General features: G+C 63.5%; 17 protein-coding genes. 9 read left to right on the forward strand and 8 right to left on the reverse strand.

What is annotated here, in order from left to right; all coding sequences use genetic code 11:
* Genes ACYVHK_RS20365 through ACYVHK_RS20380 form a run of 4 tightly spaced genes read left to right on the forward strand, consistent with a single transcriptional unit; the run spans position 1 to position 3,313 of the window.
* Entirely contained in the window at positions 1–1,152 is a 1,152-nt protein-coding gene (locus ACYVHK_RS20365) for a UbiH/UbiF family hydroxylase (protein WP_460535913.1), read from the forward strand.
* A 33-nt stretch (positions 1,153–1,185) separates the two neighbouring features.
* Positions 1,186–1,923 carry a DsbC family protein gene (locus ACYVHK_RS20370; protein WP_460535915.1) on the forward strand — a complete coding sequence of 246 codons (738 nt, stop codon included), beginning with the start codon at positions 1,186–1,188 and terminating at the stop codon, positions 1,921–1,923.
* Positions 1,924–1,940: 17 nt separating this feature from the next.
* Positions 1,941–2,591 carry an energy transducer TonB gene (locus ACYVHK_RS20375; RefSeq protein WP_460535917.1) on the forward strand — a complete coding sequence of 217 codons (651 nt, stop codon included), beginning with the start codon at positions 1,941–1,943 and terminating at the stop codon, positions 2,589–2,591.
* On the forward strand, positions 2,588–3,313 hold the full coding sequence (locus ACYVHK_RS20380) for a substrate-binding periplasmic protein (protein ID WP_460535919.1): 726 nt from the start codon (positions 2,588–2,590) through the stop codon (positions 3,311–3,313). The genes ACYVHK_RS20375 and ACYVHK_RS20380 overlap by 4 nt, the downstream gene beginning before the upstream one ends.
* Positions 3,314–3,322: 9 nt before the next feature.
* Here the strand turns inward: ACYVHK_RS20380 and ACYVHK_RS20385 are convergent, their stop codons facing one another.
* The 3 genes from ACYVHK_RS20385 to ppa all read right to left on the reverse strand — a co-directional run bounded on the left by ACYVHK_RS20385 (position 3,323) and on the right by ppa (position 7,209).
* A complete protein-coding gene (locus ACYVHK_RS20385; protein WP_460535921.1) occupies positions 3,323–4,357 on the reverse strand; it encodes an aldo/keto reductase in 1,035 nt (344 codons plus the stop codon).
* A 98-nt stretch (positions 4,358–4,455) separates the two neighbouring features.
* Positions 4,456–6,465 (reverse strand): M13 family metallopeptidase, encoded by a 2,010-nt coding sequence (locus tag ACYVHK_RS20390; RefSeq protein ID WP_460535923.1) that lies wholly within the window; start codon positions 6,463–6,465, stop codon positions 4,456–4,458.
* A 219-nt stretch (positions 6,466–6,684) separates the two neighbouring features.
* Complete coding sequence (gene ppa, locus ACYVHK_RS20395) at positions 6,685–7,209, reverse strand: inorganic diphosphatase (protein WP_460535925.1); 525 nt, start codon at positions 7,207–7,209, stop codon at positions 6,685–6,687.
* Positions 7,210–7,461: 252 nt separating this feature from the next.
* Between ppa and ACYVHK_RS20400 the strand changes: the two genes are divergently transcribed.
* From ACYVHK_RS20400 to ACYVHK_RS20410, 3 genes are all read left to right on the forward strand, one after another.
* Positions 7,462–9,630, forward strand: coding sequence for a proton/sodium-translocating pyrophosphatase (locus ACYVHK_RS20400; RefSeq protein WP_460535927.1), 2,169 nt, complete (start codon positions 7,462–7,464; stop codon positions 9,628–9,630).
* Positions 9,631–9,741: 111 nt separating this feature from the next.
* A complete protein-coding gene (locus ACYVHK_RS20405) occupies positions 9,742–9,948 on the forward strand; it encodes a heavy-metal-associated domain-containing protein (protein ID WP_460535929.1) in 207 nt (68 codons plus the stop codon).
* A gap of 69 nt (positions 9,949–10,017) precedes the next feature.
* Positions 10,018–12,723, forward strand: a complete 2,706-nt coding sequence (locus ACYVHK_RS20410; RefSeq protein WP_460535931.1) for a bifunctional acetate--CoA ligase family protein/GNAT family N-acetyltransferase — start codon at positions 10,018–10,020, stop codon at positions 12,721–12,723.
* Between the two features lie 59 nt (positions 12,724–12,782).
* Here ACYVHK_RS20410 and rfbC read toward each other — a convergent pair whose 3' ends face one another.
* Positions 12,783–13,328, reverse strand: a complete 546-nt coding sequence (gene rfbC, locus ACYVHK_RS20415) for a dTDP-4-dehydrorhamnose 3,5-epimerase family protein (protein WP_460535933.1) — start codon at positions 13,326–13,328, stop codon at positions 12,783–12,785.
* Positions 13,329–13,422: 94 nt separating this feature from the next.
* Between rfbC and bioF the strand changes: the two genes are divergently transcribed.
* Together bioF and bioH are read left to right on the forward strand one after the other, a co-directional pair.
* On the forward strand, positions 13,423–14,580 hold the full coding sequence (bioF, locus tag ACYVHK_RS20420; protein ID WP_460535935.1) for an 8-amino-7-oxononanoate synthase: 1,158 nt from the start codon (positions 13,423–13,425) through the stop codon (positions 14,578–14,580).
* A 9-nt stretch (positions 14,581–14,589) separates the two neighbouring features.
* A complete protein-coding gene (bioH, locus tag ACYVHK_RS20425; protein WP_460535937.1) occupies positions 14,590–15,354 on the forward strand; it encodes an alpha/beta hydrolase family protein in 765 nt (254 codons plus the stop codon).
* Between the two features lie 43 nt (positions 15,355–15,397).
* On the opposite strand, the gene ACYVHK_RS20430 is transcribed toward bioH, so the two are convergent.
* The 4 genes from ACYVHK_RS20430 to grxC form a co-directional block, all read right to left on the reverse strand.
* Positions 15,398–16,387: an NAD(P)H-dependent glycerol-3-phosphate dehydrogenase gene (locus ACYVHK_RS20430; protein ID WP_460535939.1), complete on the reverse strand. Its 990-nt coding sequence runs from the start codon at positions 16,385–16,387 to the stop codon at positions 15,398–15,400.
* A complete protein-coding gene (locus tag ACYVHK_RS20435; protein ID WP_460535941.1) occupies positions 16,384–16,836 on the reverse strand; it encodes an SH3 domain-containing protein in 453 nt (150 codons plus the stop codon). The genes ACYVHK_RS20430 and ACYVHK_RS20435 overlap by 4 nt, the downstream gene beginning before the upstream one ends.
* The gene (gene secB, locus ACYVHK_RS20440; protein WP_460535943.1) at positions 16,814–17,281 is read right to left on the reverse strand and encodes a protein-export chaperone SecB; all 468 of its coding nucleotides are present in this window, start codon (positions 17,279–17,281) and stop codon (positions 16,814–16,816) included. Before secB ends, ACYVHK_RS20435 begins: the two co-directional genes overlap by 23 nt.
* A gap of 86 nt (positions 17,282–17,367) precedes the next feature.
* On the reverse strand, positions 17,368–17,625 hold the full coding sequence (grxC, locus tag ACYVHK_RS20445) for a glutaredoxin (RefSeq protein ID WP_460535946.1): 258 nt from the start codon (positions 17,623–17,625) through the stop codon (positions 17,368–17,370).
* Positions 17,626–17,851 lie beyond the last annotated feature (226 nt).

The following is a 17,851-nucleotide window of genomic DNA, read 5'->3' on the forward strand; positions in this document are numbered from 1 at the left end:
ATGCAAACCGATTTTGACGTGGTGATCGTCGGTGGTGGCCTGGTGGGGGCCAGCCTCGCACTGGCGCTGGCGCCGCAGTGGCGGGTCGCGGTGGTGGAGCGTGCGCTGCCGGGGACACCCAGCCTCGCACCGGATGATTGGGACCAGCGTATCTATGCGGTCAGTCCTGGCAGCCAGGCTTTCCTGAGCGATATCGGTGCCTGGCCGCCGGCGCGGCAGGGCCGTATCCGCGAGATGGATGTGCGCGGCGATGCGGGCGGCGCGATCCATTTCGATGCATTGGAACTGGCCAGCGAGCAACTGGCGGCAACGGTGGAGAACCGGTTGCTGCAGCATACCCTGTGGCAGCGCTTGCAAGGCCAGGTGAGCCTGCTGGCGCCGGCCGTGATCGAACAGATCCGCTTTGATGCCGACCATGTGCATATGACCTTGGCCGACGGGCAGGCCTTGCGTGCCCGTCTGGCGATTGCCGCCGATGGCGCAAATTCCTGGGTGCGAGAGCAGGCGGGTATTGCCTTTACGCGCCAGCCTTATCAGCAAAAGGGTGTGGTCGCGAATTTCCGCTGTGAGCGCGATCATGGCGACATCGCCCGGCAGTGGTTCCGGCGTGACGGAATCCTGGCCTGGTTGCCACTGGCGGCACAGCGCCTGTCCATGGTCTGGTCGGCCGACGATGCCCTGGCGGACGAGTTGTTGGGTCTGCCCGCAGCGGCGCTGGCGAGTCGCGTGGCGGCGGCTGGTGGCAGGGCGCTGGGTGATTTTGAACTTATCGGCACACCGGCGGCCTTTCCCCTGAGCCTCGGGCGGGCCGAGCGTGTGATCGGCCCTCGACTGGCGCTGATTGGCGATGCGGCGCATACCATCCATCCGCTGGCCGGGCAGGGGGTGAACCTGGGCTTTGGCGATGCCAAGGCGCTGTCCGAGCTGCTGCTTGCTGCGCCGGGCCGTGACCCGGGTGATGCCCTGCTATTGCAGCGCTATGCGCGCGCACGCGCTGAAGCGGTGTTGACCATGCAGACCGTCTGCGACGGTTTGCAGAAGATGTTCGCCAGTACCCATCCCTTGCTGGGCAGCCTGCGTAATCTGGGCCTGCGACTGACCGACCATGCCGGGCCGGTCAAACGCGCCATGATGCGGCAAGCCTTCCGCTGAACCGTCGTACCGATTTATTACCAGGACCTTTACATGAAATCCTTTACCAAACCCTTGCTGGCCGTCATCGTCGGCGTTGCCCTTGCTGCCTGTGCCAATGCGGCGGGTGAGAACCTGGAGACCGTCAAGACGGCGCTGCAGAAGAAGTTTCCCGGCCGTAACGTCGAGAGCGTTCGCGTGACCCCGATCAAGGGTCTGTACGAGGTGGTCTTCCCCGGCCGGCAGATCATCTACACCGATGCCAAGGCAGACTACATCGTGGTTGGTGACATGGTGGATGTCGCGGCCCGCAAGAGCCTGACCGAAGCGCGCGCCCGTGAGCTGTCCCGTACCGACTTTGCCAAGCTGCCGTTCGACAAGGCGATCAAGCTGGTCAAGGGTACCGGAACCCGCAAGGTGGCGGTGTTCTCCGACCCGGATTGCCCATTCTGCAAGAAGATCGAGCAGGAGACCCTGAGCAAGCTCGATAACGTCACGATCTATACCTTCCTCTATCCGCTGGCTGAACTGCACCCGGATGCGGCGCGCAAGTCCGCGCTGATCTGGTGTTCCGCCGATAAGCAGAAGGCCTGGGACAGCTGGATGCTGGAAGGCAAGTTGCCGGTCGGCGATGACAAGTGCGCGACGCCGATTGCGGACATCCAGACGCTGGCTGCCGGCCTGGGCATCAGCGGTACGCCGGCGATGGTGTTCGAGAGCGGCGAGATTGTCTCCGGTGCGATTGCACTGAAAGACTTTGAGGCCTATCTCACGCCCAAGCCCAAGGCCTGATTGCAGGCGGAATGATCATGCAGTGGCGACTGGTACTTGCCCTGGTGGTGTCGTCGCTGCTGCATGCCGCTTTGCTGTTGCTGCCGGGCAGCGCGGACGGAGAGCGTGCCCGACAGCGCGGCGCGTTTTCGGTCAGCCTGCGCAATGTGCCTGGCGTGCTGGCGCTGCAAGCCGATAAAGCCGGCGTAACGCCTCCTCCGGCCGAGGCTGCGACCGCGCCGGAGCCGGCACCACCGGAAGACAGGACTTCCGCGGCAGAGGTCGTGCTTGCCCCCTCCCTCCCCCCCAATATTGCGGCTTTCGGCCCGAATCTCGATACGCGCTGGTATGGCGCGAACGAAGTGGCGATCCGCGCGCAGCCGCAGAACGAGATCGAACTGCCGTCCCCGCCTGGTTATCAAGGGGAGGTGCCATCCGGTCGGGTGGTACTGGATGTTTATATCGATGAGTTTGGTGTGACCGATCACGTTGATCTGTTGCTAGTCAGCCCGCCGGGCCGCTTTGATGAGAGCGTGACGCGTCCTTTCCTCGCCAGCCGCTGGAGCCCGGCAGTCAAGGACGGGCGCTTCGTGAAAAGTGTCAAGCAGGTCGAACTGTGTATCGGCGTATGTGGTGACACCGAGTTCAGCTATAACGGAGGGGTGATGACGGGTGGGGAAGGTCGATGAAACTTTGGTGGCCGGGTGCTTGTTGGCTTGCCCTGGCCCTGATGGCCCAGGCGGAGACGCTGCGTATCGGCTTTGGCACTAACAAGCCACCGTATATCTTCGAGGCTGAGAAGCGCGGGCTCGAGTACGACATCATCGAGCAGGCTGCCATCAAGGCCGGTTTTACCGTGGTGCCGTTCTTTGCGCCCATGGAGCGGCTGCACCGCATGCAGCAGACCAGTCAGCTCGACGCCATCGCCACCACCAACGAGCAGAGCCATCTGCCGGTCTACTATTCCATGCCTTATATCGAGTACCGCAACTACGCGGTAGCCCTGAGCGCGCGCCGCCTGGATATCCGGCAGATTGCCGATCTGGGTCGTTATTCGGTCAGCAGCTTCCAGCGCGCGCGCGAGCTGCTGGGACCGGAGTTCATGGCCATGGCTGCGGGCAACCCGCAGTATCGTGAAGAGGCGCAGCAGATCATCCGCAACCGCCTGTTGTTGTCGGGGCGGGTGGATGTCATCGTCGGCGACCGGCGTATCATCGAATACTTCAATCACGAGATGGGTGGGCAGGTGAACGTAAACCAGCCGCTGAGCTGGTATGCCTTGTTTCCACCCACCCCCTACCAGTTGGGATTCCGGACTGCCGAGCAGCGTGACCGTTTCGACGCCGGGCTGGAGGCCTTGCGACGCAGCGGGGAGTACGCCGCCATAGAGAAGCGGTACGCGATCTACTAGCCCGCCCGGTCAGGGGGCCGGGTTGGGGTAGCGGCGATGGATGGCCTCGATGCCTTCGAGTACGGCGGGGCTCAGTACCAGCGCTGCGCTCGCGATATTTTCCTCCAGTTGATCGAGCCGGCTCGCACCGATGATGGTGCTGCCCGCATACCAGCGGCTTTGCGTCCAGGCCAGCGCCATCTGGGCCGGCTTGAGTCCATGCTCGCGCGCAAGCGCGATGTAGGCGGCCACCGCGGGCGGCAGGTTTTCCTTGGTATAGCGCTGGCCGAAGGCGGGGAAGCGGGTCAGGCGGCCCTCGGCTTGTGGATCCTGCAGGTATTTACCGCTCAGATGGCCAAATGCCAGTGCGCTGTAGGCCAGCAGGCTGACCTGTTCGCGATGGCAGGTTTCGGCCAGGCCATTCTCGAAGGTGCGATTCACCAGGCTGAAGGCGTTCTGGATGCTGGCGACGCGCGGCAGGCCATGTTGCTCGGCCAATTTCAGGAACTCGCTGACGCCCCAGGGGGTTTCGTTGGAGAGGCCGATGTAGCGCAGCTTGCCGGCCTGCACCAGCTTGCCCAGGCTTTCCAGTTGCTCATGGATGCCGACGCTGTCAGTCTCATTGGCGGGATCGTACTGGGTGCCGCCGAACATGGGGACCGCGCGAGCGGGCCAGTGGATCTGGTACAGATCGATATAGTCGGTTTGCAGGCGCTGCAGGCTGCCTTCCACTGCGGTGGTGATCTGGGCGCCATCGCAGAGCATGGGTTGGCGTATCCACTGCATGCCACGGCCGGGGCCGGTGACCTTGGTGGCCAGGATGATACGGTCGCGTGGCTGCTTGACCAGCCAGCTGCCGACGAAGCGCTCGGTGCTGCCCTGTGTTTCGGGCCGGGCGGGCACCGGATACATCTCGGCGGCATCGATGAAGTTGATGCCCTCGGCCATGGCGAGATCGAGCTGGGCATGGGCCTCTGCCTCGCTGTTCTGTTCGCCAAAGGTCATGGTGCCCAGGCAAAGGGTCGAGACATGAAGGTCGGTTCGGCCGAGTTGGCGATATTGCATGGGTGTCTCCGTGATGGCGGCTGGGTGTCGAGGGCTATTCTAAACGCCCGAAAGCAAGAAGGCCGCCCAAAGGCGGCCTTCTTCATACCGGACCGGGCTTACCAGATGCGGATGCGCTCGTTCTCGGGCTTGTACATGCCGTCACCCGGCTTGACGCCGAAGGCTGCGATAAAGGCATCGCTATTGACGGCGGCACCGATCGGGCGGTAGCGGCCCGGCGAGTGGGGGTCCATGGTCAGCAGCTGCAGTTGACGTTCTTCCCGGACCTTGCCGCGCCAGACCTGGGCGAAGCCGATAAAGAAGCGCTGGTCGCCGTTGAAGCCGTCGAGCTTCTCGGCCGGCTTGCCTGCAAGGCTCAACTGGTAAGCCTTGTAGGCGATCTGCAGGCCGGAGAGGTCGGCGATGTTCTCGCCAAGGGTCAGCTTGCCGTTGACGAAGCGGCCGGCGATGGGCTGGTACTGGTTGTACTGCGCCACCATGCGATCAGCCAGGCCGGTGAAGGCCTGCCGGTCGGTTTCCTGCCACCAGTTCTGCAGATTGCCCTTGCCGTCGAACTGGCTACCCTGGTCGTCGAAGCCGTGGCTGATCTCGTGGCCGATCACGGCGCCGATGCCACCGTAGTTGACCGCATCGTCGGCGTCGGCATCGAAGAACGGTGCCTGCAGGATGGCGGCAGGGAAGACGATCTCGTTCTTGGACGGGCTGTAGTAGGCGTTCACCGTCTGCGGTGTCATGCCCCATTCTTCCCGGTCGATGGGTTGACCCAGGTGGGCAAGGTTGCGGCGATAGGCGAACTGTGCACCACGTACGACATTGCCGACCAGGTCATCGGACTTCACGACCAGCGCGCTGTAGTCGATCCACTTGCTCGGGTAGCCGATCTTCACGCCGTAGTTGGCCAGCTTGTCCTGGGCGCGCGCCTTGGTGGCCGGGCTCATCCAGGCCAGCTTGTCGATGCTCTCCGCGTAGGCCTTCATCAGGTTGCCGACCAGGGTCTCCATCTTCTGCTTGGCGGCAGGCGGGAAATATTGGGCTACGTAGAGCTTGCCGACGGCTTCGCCGAGATTGCCTTCGATGAAGCCGACGCCACGCTTCCAGCGCGGGCGCATTTCCTTCGCGCCGGACAGGGTCTGGTCGCGGTAGAGGAAGTTCGCGGTGACGAAGGGCTTGGACAGGGTCGGGGCGAAGTCGTCCAGCAGGTGGGCGCGCAGGTAGTCACGCCAGACCGAGACGGGTTCGCTGGCCAGCAGCTTGCCCAGGGTCTGGACATAGCTGGGCTGGGAGACGTTGACGTCCTTGGCCTGGTTGGCCTCGGCAGCGTCCAGCAGGCCTGCCCAGTCGATTTCCGGGCTCAGTGCCGTGAGGCCGGCCAGATCGAGCTTGTTATAGGTCTTTTCCGGATTGCGGTTCTCGACCTTGCTCCACTGTGCCTTGGCCAGGCGGGTTTCCAGCGCGATCACGGCGTCCACCTTCCGGGTGGCGTCCGCTTCCTTGTCGCCATTGAGGGTGAACAGGGTGATCAGGTAGCTGCGATAGGCATCGCGCGCCTTGGCGAAGCGGGCGTCCTGCTCGGTGTAGTAGTCGCGGTCCGGCAAGCCCAGGCCGCTCTGGTATACGCCCAACTGGTAGCGGGTCGAATCCTTGGAATCCTGACGCACGCCGATGCGGATGGGCAGGTTGATGGCGAGCTGCTGCATGCTGCCGAGGGCGCGCACGAGACCGGCCGTGTCCTTGATCTCGTCGATCTTGCCCAGCAGTGGCTGGAGCGGGGTGATGCCGAGCTTGTCGGCGCGGGCTTCGTCCATGAAGCTGGCGTAGAAGGCGGCGATCTGGCGTGCCGAAGCGTCATCCTGCTTGCCGGCGTTCTCGACGATGCTGTGTACCCGTTGCTCGGACAGGTCGCGCAACTGGTCGAAAGCGCCCCAGCGCACCCGGTCGGCCGGGATGTCGGTTTTCTTGTCCCAACCGCCGTTGATGGCGAGGTAGAGATCGTCCTGGATTCGTACCGTGGGATCGAAATTACTGAGGTCGATACCGGACTTGGGCGCGGCAAAGACGGAGAGCGGCAGGGCCAGCGCCAGTGCGCAGGCAAGTCGATTCAGCTGCATGGTAACCCCTGTTGTTGGAACCGCCAGGATCACCAGCGGTGGAACGGGGCTTATGCCAGATAAGGCTAATATACGGCCAGCAGCTTGCGACAAGCTGCCAAATACCGGGATGAATGGTGTGCGTTTCTGCAACGGCCGCTGGCCGGGTACCGACGCAAAAATGGCCGCGCGAGGCGGCCATTCTGCTTCCTCCGCCGGGCAGGCGGATGATGCGAGGGCTTACTTGTAGCGGGCGACGCCGTCCACGAGTTCCTGGTGGGCGGCTTCGATGCCATCCCAGCCCAGTACCTTGACCCACTTGCCCTTTTCGAGATCCTTGTAGTGCTCGAAGAAGTGCTTGATCTGATCCAGCAGCAGGACGGGCAGGTCGGCGGTGGACTTGATGTCCTTGTACATCGGGCACAGCTTTTCGACCGGCACGGCGATCAGCTTGGCATCGATACCAGATTCGTCTTCCATCTTCAGCACGCCCAGCGCGCGGCAGCGGACCACGACGCTCAGGCTCAGCGGGAAAGGGGTGACTACCAGCACGTCGACCGGATCACCATCTTCGCTCAGCGTCATCGGCACGTAGCCGTAGTTGCAGGGGTAGAACATGGCGGTGCCCATGAAACGGTCCACGAACATGGCGCCGGTTTCCTTGTCCACTTCGTACTTGATCGGAGCGGCGTTGGCCGGGATCTCGATGATGACGTTGAATTCGTCGGGCAGCTTCGCGCCGGGAGTGACGTTGTGCAGGCTCATAGCAGGGCTCTTGAGGATGGTTGGAGAATGATCTGGACGCGATCCCGCTGTGTGCGGGCTACGTCGTGCCGGCGAATTTTACCATTCCCACGTCGGATCAAGCACTTTTGCGCTACTGGCAAGGCAAAGCAGTTTGGCAAGCACAGGCGGGGACAGCTATACCGGTTCGGGCGGTCGTGCCCGGCTGAGCCTATCCGCCGGTCGGCTATCTGGAGACAAGCAGCAACATAACTCAGCTGGGAGACTCACACTATGTCGTCATCCGTAGCGCTATATTTCGCCTTGATCTGCGGCCTCGTGGCCGTGGTATTCGGTTTTATCTCAAGAGGCTGGATCCTGGCCCAGGACCCAGGCAACCCGCGAATGCAGGAGATCGCCGCGGCCATCCAGCAGGGGGCAGAGGCCTACCTGGCGCGCCAGTACAAGACCATCGCTCTGGTGGGGGTGATCCTGGCCATCCTGATCGGCATCTTCATCAGCCCGATCACGGCGGTTGCCTTTGTCGGCGGTGCCATCCTGTCCGGCGCCTGTGGCTTTATCGGCATGAATGTCTCGGTGCGGGCCAATGTGCGAACGGCACAGGCGGCGACCCGTGGCATCCAGGAGGCGCTCAACGTCGCCTTCCGTGGTGGTGCCATCACCGGCCTGCTGGTGGTCGGCCTGGGGCTCCTGGGCGTCGGCCTGCTCTATCTCTATCTGGTCAAGAATGCTGCGCCAGGCGCGGCCTTGTCCGAGACGCTGAAGCCCCTGATGGGTTTTGCCTTTGGTTCGTCGCTGATTTCGATCTTTGCCCGGCTTGGTGGCGGGATCTTCACCAAGGGCGCGGATGTGGGGGCCGACCTGGTCGGCAAGGTCGAGGCCGGCATTCCGGAGGATGATCCGCGTAATCCGGCGGTGATTGCCGACAATGTGGGCGACAACGTCGGCGACTGTGCCGGCATGGCGGCCGATCTGTTCGAGACCTATGCGGTGACGCTGATCGCGACCATGGTGCTCGGTGCGCTGATGATCAAGGGGGCGGAAGTCGAGGCGGCGCTGTATCCGCTGGTGCTGGGCGGCTTTTCCATCATCAGCTCCATCATCGGCTGCTTCTTCGTCAAGGCCACGCCCGGCAGCAAGAATGTGATGCCGGCCTTGTACAAGGGGCTGATCGTCGCCGGGCTCGTGTCGCTGGTGGGTTTCTACGTCATTACCCGTCAGTTCCTGCCCGATGGGGCCCTGGGGCACGAAGGCAGCCAGATACGCCTGTTCGGGGCCTCGGTGGTCGGACTGCTGCTGACGGCCTTGCTGGTCTGGATCACCGAGTATTACACCGGTACCCAGTACGCGCCGGTGCAGCATATCGCCAAGGCCTCCACCACCGGGCATGGCACCAATATCATTGCCGGCATCGGTGTGAGCATGAAGTCCACCGCCTGGCCGGTGCTGTTCGTCTGCGCGGCCATCCTGTCCGCCTATTGGCTGGGTGGCTTGTACGGCATTGCGGTAGCGGCGACGTCCATGCTGTCCATGGCGGGGATCGTGGTGGCGCTGGATGCCTATGGACCGATTACCGACAACGCCGGCGGTATCGCAGAAATGGCTGGGCTGCCGGACTCCGTCCGCGACATCACCGATCCGCTCGATGCGGTCGGCAACACCACCAAAGCCGTCACCAAGGGCTACGCCATCGGCTCGGCGGGCCTGGCAGCGCTTGTGCTGTTTGCCGACTACACGCATGCGTTGGCGGGCAGTGGCAAGCACGTCAGTTTTGACCTTTCCGATCATATGGTGATCGTCGGCCTGTTTATCGGTGGCTTGATCCCCTACCTGTTTGCCGCCATGGCGATGGAGGCGGTCGGCCGTTCTGCTGGCGCGGTGGTGGAGGAAGTACGGCGGCAGTTCCGGGACATACCGGGCATCATGGATGGCACCGGAAAACCCGAATACGGCAAGGCGGTGGACATGCTGACCACGGCGGCCATCAAGGAAATGATCGTGCCTTCCTTGTTGCCGGTGGTCGCGCCTATCCTGGTCGGCTTGCTGCTGGGGCCGGTAGCGCTGGGTGGCTTGCTGATGGGCACCATCGTGACCGGACTGTTTGTGGCCATCTCCATGTGTACCGGTGGCGGCGCCTGGGACAATGCCAAGAAGTACATCGAGGACAATCACTTTGGTGGCAAGGGGAGCGAGGCGCACAAGGCGGCGGTGACCGGCGATACGGTGGGCGATCCCTACAAGGATACGGCCGGCCCGGCGGTGAACCCGCTGATCAAGATCATCAATATCGTGGCCTTGCTGATCGTGCCGCTGCTGCCGGGGTCGCTGGCGCACGAGCCGCCGCCGGTTCAGCCGGTGGCACAGGTGGTGCCGGCAACGCCGAGCCAATCGGCCCTGTCTTTACCGCTCAAGCCGGGCCTGGTCAGGCCCGTGCGGAGCTAGGTGGATGCTGCGACAAGGCCCCTTCTGGGGTCTTGTTGTTTGGGGGCCGGGCTGCGACAGGCATGCCGTTTGCCGGATAATGCGGTATCGACAGTCAGGCAGGGAGGCGAGATGGAACAGGTATTCAGGATCGAAGGCATGAGCTGTGGTGGTTGCGTGGCCTCGGTAGAGCGGGCGGTGCGCACGCTGAACGGTATCGAGACGGTGCAGGTCGACCTGGCAGACAAGTCGGCCCGGATACGGTTTGACCCTGCACTGACCACGCCTGCGCAAGTGAAGGAAGCCATCGAGGATGCCGGCTACGACGTGGTCGGCTAACGCGGCAAGGCCACGTCTTGCTGGCAAAGCACTACACTGACGCCATCCTAGCCCGTTTGCGAGTACCCCATGGATCGCTGGACCGCGATGAAAGCCCACTACCTCAACCCGCTGTTCCAGCCGGGTTGCGTAGTGGTGATCGGCGCGTCGGAAACCAACGACTCGGTCGGCGCGCGTGTTTTCCGCAATCTGCTCGACGCGCCGTTCAAGGGCTGCCTCTATGGCGTCAACCTGCGTCATCCCAAGGTATTCGGTGAGACGGTCTACCCGCGTGTCGCGGCGATCCCCGAGGGGGACATCGATCTTGCCGTGATCGCCACGCCGGCGCGGACGCTGCCCGGTTTGGTGCGCGAATGTGGCGAGCGCGGGGTGAAGTCGGTGCTGGTGCTGTCGCGCGACTTTGTCGCGGTGGACCGGACCAATCGGGCTCTGCTGGACGAAGCCGTTGCCATTGCACACCAGTACGGCCTGCGCATGCTGGGTCCCAATCTGCTTGGCATGATGCGGCCCGGCTGCGGGCTGATCGCCGCCAACTACCAGGGCCACGTCAAGCCAGGCAACCTGGCGCTGGTTGCGCAGTCCAGTTCGGTGGCGAGCGCGATACTTGATTGGGCCGAGGCCCATGAAGTGGGGTTCTCGACCGTGATATCGCTCGGCGCCACGGCGGATGTGAACTTTGGCGAGATCCTGGACTTCCTGTCGCAGGATGGTCAGACCCGCGGCATCCTGCTGTACCTGGAGGATGTCGGCGAGGCACGGGGCTTCATGAGTGCCTTGCGCGCCGCCGCCCGGCAAAAACCGGTGGTCTGCCTCAAGGTCGGGCGCGAGCCGAACGATTGCAGCCGTGCCGCGCGTACCCATTCCGACCGACTGATAGGTAGCGATGCGGCTTTCGACGCCGCCTTGCGGCGGGTCGGCGTGCTGCGGGTGCCGACCATGGTGCACATGAGCATCGCCATACGCATGCTGGCGGCCAACTATCGCGCCAAGGGGCGCCGTCTGGCGGTGATCTCCAACGGCTATGGTGCCGGGCGCATGGCGGTGGACCGGGCGCAGGAGCTGGCGGTGGAACTGCCCAAGCTCAGCCCCGAGACGGTGGCTGAACTCGATGCGGTGTTGCTACCTATCGGCAGCCACGACAATCCGGTCGATATCCTGGGTGACGCGCCACCGGAGCGCTTCCTGGCTGCTGCTGAGATCTGCCTGCGTGACCCGAATGTAGACGGCGTGCTGGTGATGCTGACCCCGCAGGCGGGGACCGATCACCTCGCCACCGCGGAGCGCATGATCGAATTGCGCGGCCGGACCGACAAATTGCTGATGCTGGTCTGGCTGGGCGACAAGCGCATTGCGCTATCGCGCAAGCTGCTCGATCGTGCGCGCATGGCCTATTTTGTCTCGCCAGAGCATGCGGTCGAGGCCTTCGCCAGCCTGGCGGCCTGGAGCTATGTCCAGGAGTTGAGCCTGCAGACGCCCGGCCCCCTTGCTAGCCGCAGCGAACCTGACATCGGCAGGGCACGGCAGGTGATCGCCGGAGCCCTGGCGGCGGGGCGCAGCCTGCTCACGATGGCCGAGTCGCTGGCCTTGCTCGATGCCTTCCATATTCCGCACCCTCCAACCTTGCCGGCTGCGACAGCGGAGGCGGCAGTCGCTGCGGCCGCGCGGATCGGGCTGCCTGTGGCGCTGAAAATCGACGCCGACAACCTGATCCACAAGAGTGATATCGACGGCGTGTTGCTGAATGTCAGCTCGCTGGAGCAGGTGGCCGATGCGGCCGAGGCCATTCTGGCCTATGCCCGCCAGTGCCTGCCGGACGGCGCGGTGCATGGGCTGGTGGTGCAGAAGATGCACGGCAAGCGCCATGGCCGGGAGCTGATGGTCGGGGTCACGCGGGACGCGGTATTCGGTCCGACCATAGGTTTTGGTGCTGGTGGCCTGGGGGCGGAGGTGTTCGAGGATGTGGCGGTCACTTTGCCGCCCCTCAATGAGATGATCGCTGGCAGCCTGATCAAGCGGACCAAGGTGGCCAAGGCACTGGGGCCGTTCCGCAACCGTGGTGCGGCGGACATCGAGGCGGTGCGGGAGATCCTGTTGCGGGTCTCGGAGATGGTGTGCGAGCTGCCGGAGATGATGTCGCTGGACCTGAACCCGGTGGTGGTCGACGAGTTCGGTGCCGTGGCGGTCGATGCGAGCATCCTGGTGGCGCCTTTGCCGGCCGACTTCCATCGCTATGACCACATGGCCATCCACCCCTATCCGGCGCACCTGATCACCCGGGGGCAACTGAAGGGCGGCGAGGACTGCGTGTTCCGGCCGATACGCCCAGAGGATGCCGACGAATTGCAGCAGTTTGTCCGCGAGCGCCTATCGGATGAAAGTCGTTTCAACCGCTTCATGAGTACGCTCAAGCAGCTGCCGCCGAGCATGCTGGTACGTTTTACCCAGCTCGACTATGCGCGTGAGATGGCCGTGGTGGCTGCCGTGGAGCTGAAGGGCGCGGAGCGGATACTGGGGGTGGCGCGCTATACCGCCAACCCGGACGCCGCCAGTTGCGAGTTTGCGATCTCGATCGCCGATCAGTGGCAAGGCAAGGGATTGGGGGCGCAACTGATGATGGCGTTGTTCAATGCGGCACGCGATGCCGGACTGGGTAGCATCGAAGGCGATATCCTCGGCTCCAATGCACCCATGCTGGGGATGATGCGCAAGCTCGGCTTCGATGTACGCGCCCACCCCGATGATGCAACCCTCAAGTGGGTGGTCAAGACGCTCTAGTCAACGGTGTACCAGGGCACGGGTTTGCCCCGTGCGCCTGTTTCAGTGCGTAGGCGGGATCAGTCGAACAGATCGGCCTCTGCCAGCAGCTTGCCTTGCTGGTCCTTGCCGGAAAGTTGCGGCACGCCATCGAACTCCCAGTCGATCCCCAGTGCCGGGTCATTCCAGGCGATGCAGCGTTCATGCACCGGAGCGTAGTAGTCGGTGGTCTTGTAGAGGAACTCGGCGCTCTCGCTGAGCACCACGAAGCCATGCGCAAAGCCGGCCGGCACCCACATCTGCCGCTTGTTCTCGGCCGACAGGCGGGCGGCTACCCACTTGCCGAAGGTTGGCGAGCTGCGACGGATATCGACGGCGACATCCAGGACTTCTCCCGATGACACGCGGACCAGCTTGCCCTGGGCTTGTTGCAGCTGATAGTGCAGACCACGCAGTACGCCGCGTACCGAACGGGAGTGGTTGTCCTGCACGAATTCGACGTCGGCCCCGGTCAGTTCCTTGAATGTCCGCGCATTGAAGCTCTCGAAGAAGAAACCTCTTTCATCGCCAAAGACCTTGGGTTCCAGGATCACGACATCGGGAATAGCGGTACGAATTGCTTGCATGGATAGAAGACTCGAAGAACGGGAATGGTTAGATGAAGATAGCAGAGCCGCGCACTATAGGTGAGTCCGCGGTAGCTGCAGGTAGAATTCTGCCATGGATAAAACATACCCCATGCTCGATGAACTTGGTCTGAACCTGGCAGAACTGGCGGACCAGCATCTGTTGCGGTGCCGGCGCGTGGTCGAATCTGCGCAAGGACGGCTGCTGCAGGTGGACGGGCGGCCCATGCTGAACTTCTGTGGCAATGACTACCTGGGGCTGGCCAATGACTCGCGGCTGCTGGCCGCCGCAAGCCGGGGACTGCAGCAGTATGGCGTCGGCAGCGGCGCTTCGCACCTGGTCTGCGGTCACCAGTTGCCGCATGAACAACTGGAGCTGCGCTTTGCCACCTTGCTGGGCTTGCCCGCCGCGCTGGGCTTTGCCACGGGCTACATGGCCAACCTCGGGGTGATCACCGCCTTGCTGGGGCGTGGCGATGCGGTCTTTGCCGACAAGCTCAACCACGCCTCGCTCAACGACGCCTGCCTGCTGAGCCGCGCCGATTTCCAGCGCTTCAGCCATAACGACCTGGCCACGCTGGAACGCTTGCTGGCGGCCTCTACGGCGCGGCGCAAGCTGATCGCTGTCGACGCGGTCTACAGCATGGATGGTGATCTGGCACCCGTGCCGGCCTTGCTGGCGCTGGCGGAACACTATGACGCCTGGCTCTACCTTGATGATGCACATGGCTTCGGTGTGCTGGGGGAGGGGCGGGGTAGTCTGGCGCACTGGCAGGTCAGCTCGCCGCGCATCATCTATCTCGCCACGCTGGGCAAGGCGGTGGGTAGCGCCGGGGCGCTGGTAGCGGGCGAAGCAAGGCTGATCGAGTGGCTGCTGAACAAGTCACGCACCGCCATCTACACGACGGCCAGTCCGGCCTCGATTGCTGCGGCTAGTCTTGCCGCGATGGACATCATCGAACAGGGGCAGGACCTACGTCAGCATCTGCAGGCGCTGATCGGACGGCTGCGAGACGGGCTTGCCGGTAGCCGCTATGCGCTGCTCGACAGCATCACCCCCATCCAGCCCATCGTCGTGGCGTCCAGCGAGCAGGCGCTGGCCTTGTCTCAATCACTCTGGGCGCAGGGCCTGTGGGTGGCGGCGATCCGTCCGCCCACGGTGCCGACCGCCCGGCTGCGCATTACCCTTTCAGCGGCCCACCTGGTGTCGGACGTCGACCAGCTGCTGCAGGCCTTGCTGACATTGGATTAAGAGAGAGACATGGCGCTATACGTCGAAACGCAAGGTCACGGCGAGGACCTGGTACTGATACACGGCTGGGGCATCCATGGCGCGGTCTGGCAGCGGGTTGCGGCCCAGCTCGCCGAACACTTTTGCGTGCATATCGTGGACTTGCCGGGCTGCGGTGCCAGCACGATGCAGCAGCCCTATACCCTGGAGAGCCTGGCAGGGAGCCTGGATGCGGCGTTTCCGCTGCCGGTGCATGTGCTGGGCTGGTCGCTCGGCGGCGCTGTCGGGATGGCGTGGGCGTTGAGGGCGCCGGACAAGGTCCGTAGCCTGAGCCTGTGTGCGTCCTCGCCTTGCTTCATGCAGCGACCTGACTGGCCGCATGCGACGCCGAGCGAGACATTGGCGACCTTCGCCCGCAGCCTCGCCAAGAACTATGCGGCGACGCTGGATATGTTCCTGGGCTTGCAGGTCATGGGCAGCCCGGATGGCCGGTCGGTGTTGCGGGCCTTGCGCGAGCGTTTGGCGGAGCGGGCCGCACCCGGGGCGGATGCCCTGATGGCCGGGCTGGATATCCTGCAGACCGAAGACTTGCGCGAGCGCCTGACGGCGCTATCGTGCCCTGTCTTTTTGCAGTATGGCGGTCGGGACCGCATGACACCGCCGGAGGCGGGGCGCTGGCTGGCTGCTCTGACCGGTGCCGAACTGGTGCTGCATGCCGAGGCGGGGCATGCCCCGTTTATCTCGCATGAAGCGGATTTCGTCGCGGCACAGCGTGCCTTCCTGAACCGGCAATAAGAAAGCGGCCACAGGGGCCGCTTTTTGGGGCATCAACCGATACTCAGGCAGCTTCCTTCTTGGCGCCACGGCCCATGAGCCCAGCGATGGCTTCGGCCGCAGGCTGCCCATCGAACAGCATCTTGCAGACGGCGGCGGTGATGGGCATGTCGACATGCAGCCGCTCTGCTTGCCGGAGTACGGCGCGGGCGGTATTGACGCCTTCGGCGACGTGACCGAGATTCTGGATAATCTCCGCTAGCGGTTTGCCTTCCGCCAGCAGCAAGCCCACCTTGCGATTACGTGACAGGTCGCCGGTGCAGGTCAGTATCAGGTCTCCCAGGCCGGAGAGGCCTGTGAAGGTCTCTGCCTGTGCGCCCAGGGCGACGCCGAAACGGGTGATCTCGGCCAGGCCGCGCGTCAGCAGGGCTGCCCGGGCGTTATGGCCGAGCTTGAGGCCGTCACCCACGCCGGCGGCGATGGCCATGATGTTCTTTACTGCCCCACCGATCTCGGCGCCGATGATGTCCTTGCTGGAATAGACGCGCAGCTTGCTCGAATTGAGCAGGGCGGCGGTATGGTTGGCAAAGACTTCGTCGGCCGAGGCCAGCGTCAGCGCGGCTGGCAGGCCGGCGGCGACTTCCTGGGCGAAGCTCGGTCCGGTCAATATGCCGCGCGACACACTGGTGGGGAGCTCGGCATCGGCGACTTCATGGGCGGGCAGCAGGGTGTCGGCTTCCAGGCCCTTGCAAGCCCAGAGCACCGGCACGGTCGAGCCGATGGCGGTTAAGGCCCGCAGGGAAGGGCGCAGGCCTGCGGTTGGCGTGACGATCAAGGCCAGCTCGGCATTGGCCATGGCCGAGGCCAGATCGGCATTCAGTATGAGGCCGGCGGGGAAGGTCTGGCCGGCAAGGTAACGCCGATTTTCCCGTGCCTGCTGCATCTCGGCCAACTGGGCGGCATCCCGTGCCCAGAGTGTGACCTCGTGCCGCTCGGCAAAGCTCATCGCCAGCGCGGTTCCCCAGGCGCCGGCACCGATCACGGTCAGCTTCATACGCCCCACACCTCTTCGATGCGCAGGTAACCGGTCGCGCCATCGCGGTGGCGTACCTTGATCCAGCCGTTCTTGCCAGCTTCGATCAGGTCAAACACCACGCTCTTGTCGGCCATGAACAGCAGCGCCGACTTGGCATCGGGGGCGGTACGCACTTCAGCCTTGCTGGTGGTGACCACGACGCTGCGCTTGCTGCTCAGCGACTTCTTTTCTATCCAAGCGAGGGCACCGGACTGGTCGCGCACGCGCAGCCATTCCTTGTTGTCGATCAAGACCTCGACCGGCGTGCCCTTGCTGGCGACGAACAGCTTCTTGGCCTGACTTCCGGGCGCATCGTAAAAAACCGCGCCGTGTTCCGCTACAGAACGGAACTCCAGCGCGGCTGCCGAGGCAGCTGCCAGGCCCAGCAGGGCGGCAGCGATCAGCTTACTGAACCGTGGCGGGTGCATCTTGGCTCACGGCCTGGGTTTGAGCCTGGCGTTGCATGTACAGCTGCTCGAAATTGATCGGTGCCAGCACGACCGGCGGGAAGCCGGCGCGGGTGACGAGGTCCGACACCACTTCACGCACGTAGGGGAAGAGGATGTTCGGGCAGGCCATACCGAGGATAGGCTCGAGGTCTTCAGCCGGGACATTGCGGATCTGGAAAATGCCGCCTTGGGCGACTTCTGCCAGGAACACGGTCTTTTCGCCGAGCTTGGCCGTGACGGTCACGGTCAGGACGTTCTCGTAATAGCCTTCATCGAGCTGTTGCGACTCGGTATGCAGTTGCATCTCGACTTCAGGCTGTTGCGGCTCCAGGTAGATCTGCGGCGCGTTGGGGACTTCCAGCGACAGGTCTTTGACGAAGAGCTTTTCGATCGCGAAGATCGGTTGGGTTTGCTGATCGCTCATGGCGACTCCTGCGAAAACTGATAAGTGTGAATAAGAAAAGCGGCCGAATCATCGCAGATTCGGCCGGGCTATGCCATGCATGCCGCTTAGCGGGCGAGCAGCGGGTCCAGCTGGCCGGCGCGATCCAGGGCGGCGAGGTCGTCGTAACCGCCGACATGGACATCGCCTATATAGATCTGTGGCACGGTGCGGCGGCCGGTGCGGCTCATCATTTCTTCGCGACGGCTCGGGTCCAGGTCTACGCGGACCTTCTCGTCGATTTCCACCCCTTTGCGGCTGAGCAACTGCTCTGCACGGATGCAATAAGGACAGACGGCGGTGGTGTACATGGTGATGCTAGGCATAAGTTCTCCAAAACGCACCCGGATTCAATGGGCAACTAAACTTATATATGTGGTTTGGAGTGGCTGGTTTCAAGTGCTTGCTTGGCGCCGAAAATTCTTTGTGATCACCCTGTTTATAGATCAGTCACTTAGCAACTCGTTCACCGGGAAATGCAGGAAAGTGTGCGGAGGGTGTTGACGGTTAAGTGGGGGGTGCGTATAGTTCGCTTCTCTGCTGATGACGCAG

The organism is Chitinimonas naiadis (assembly GCF_054780835.1).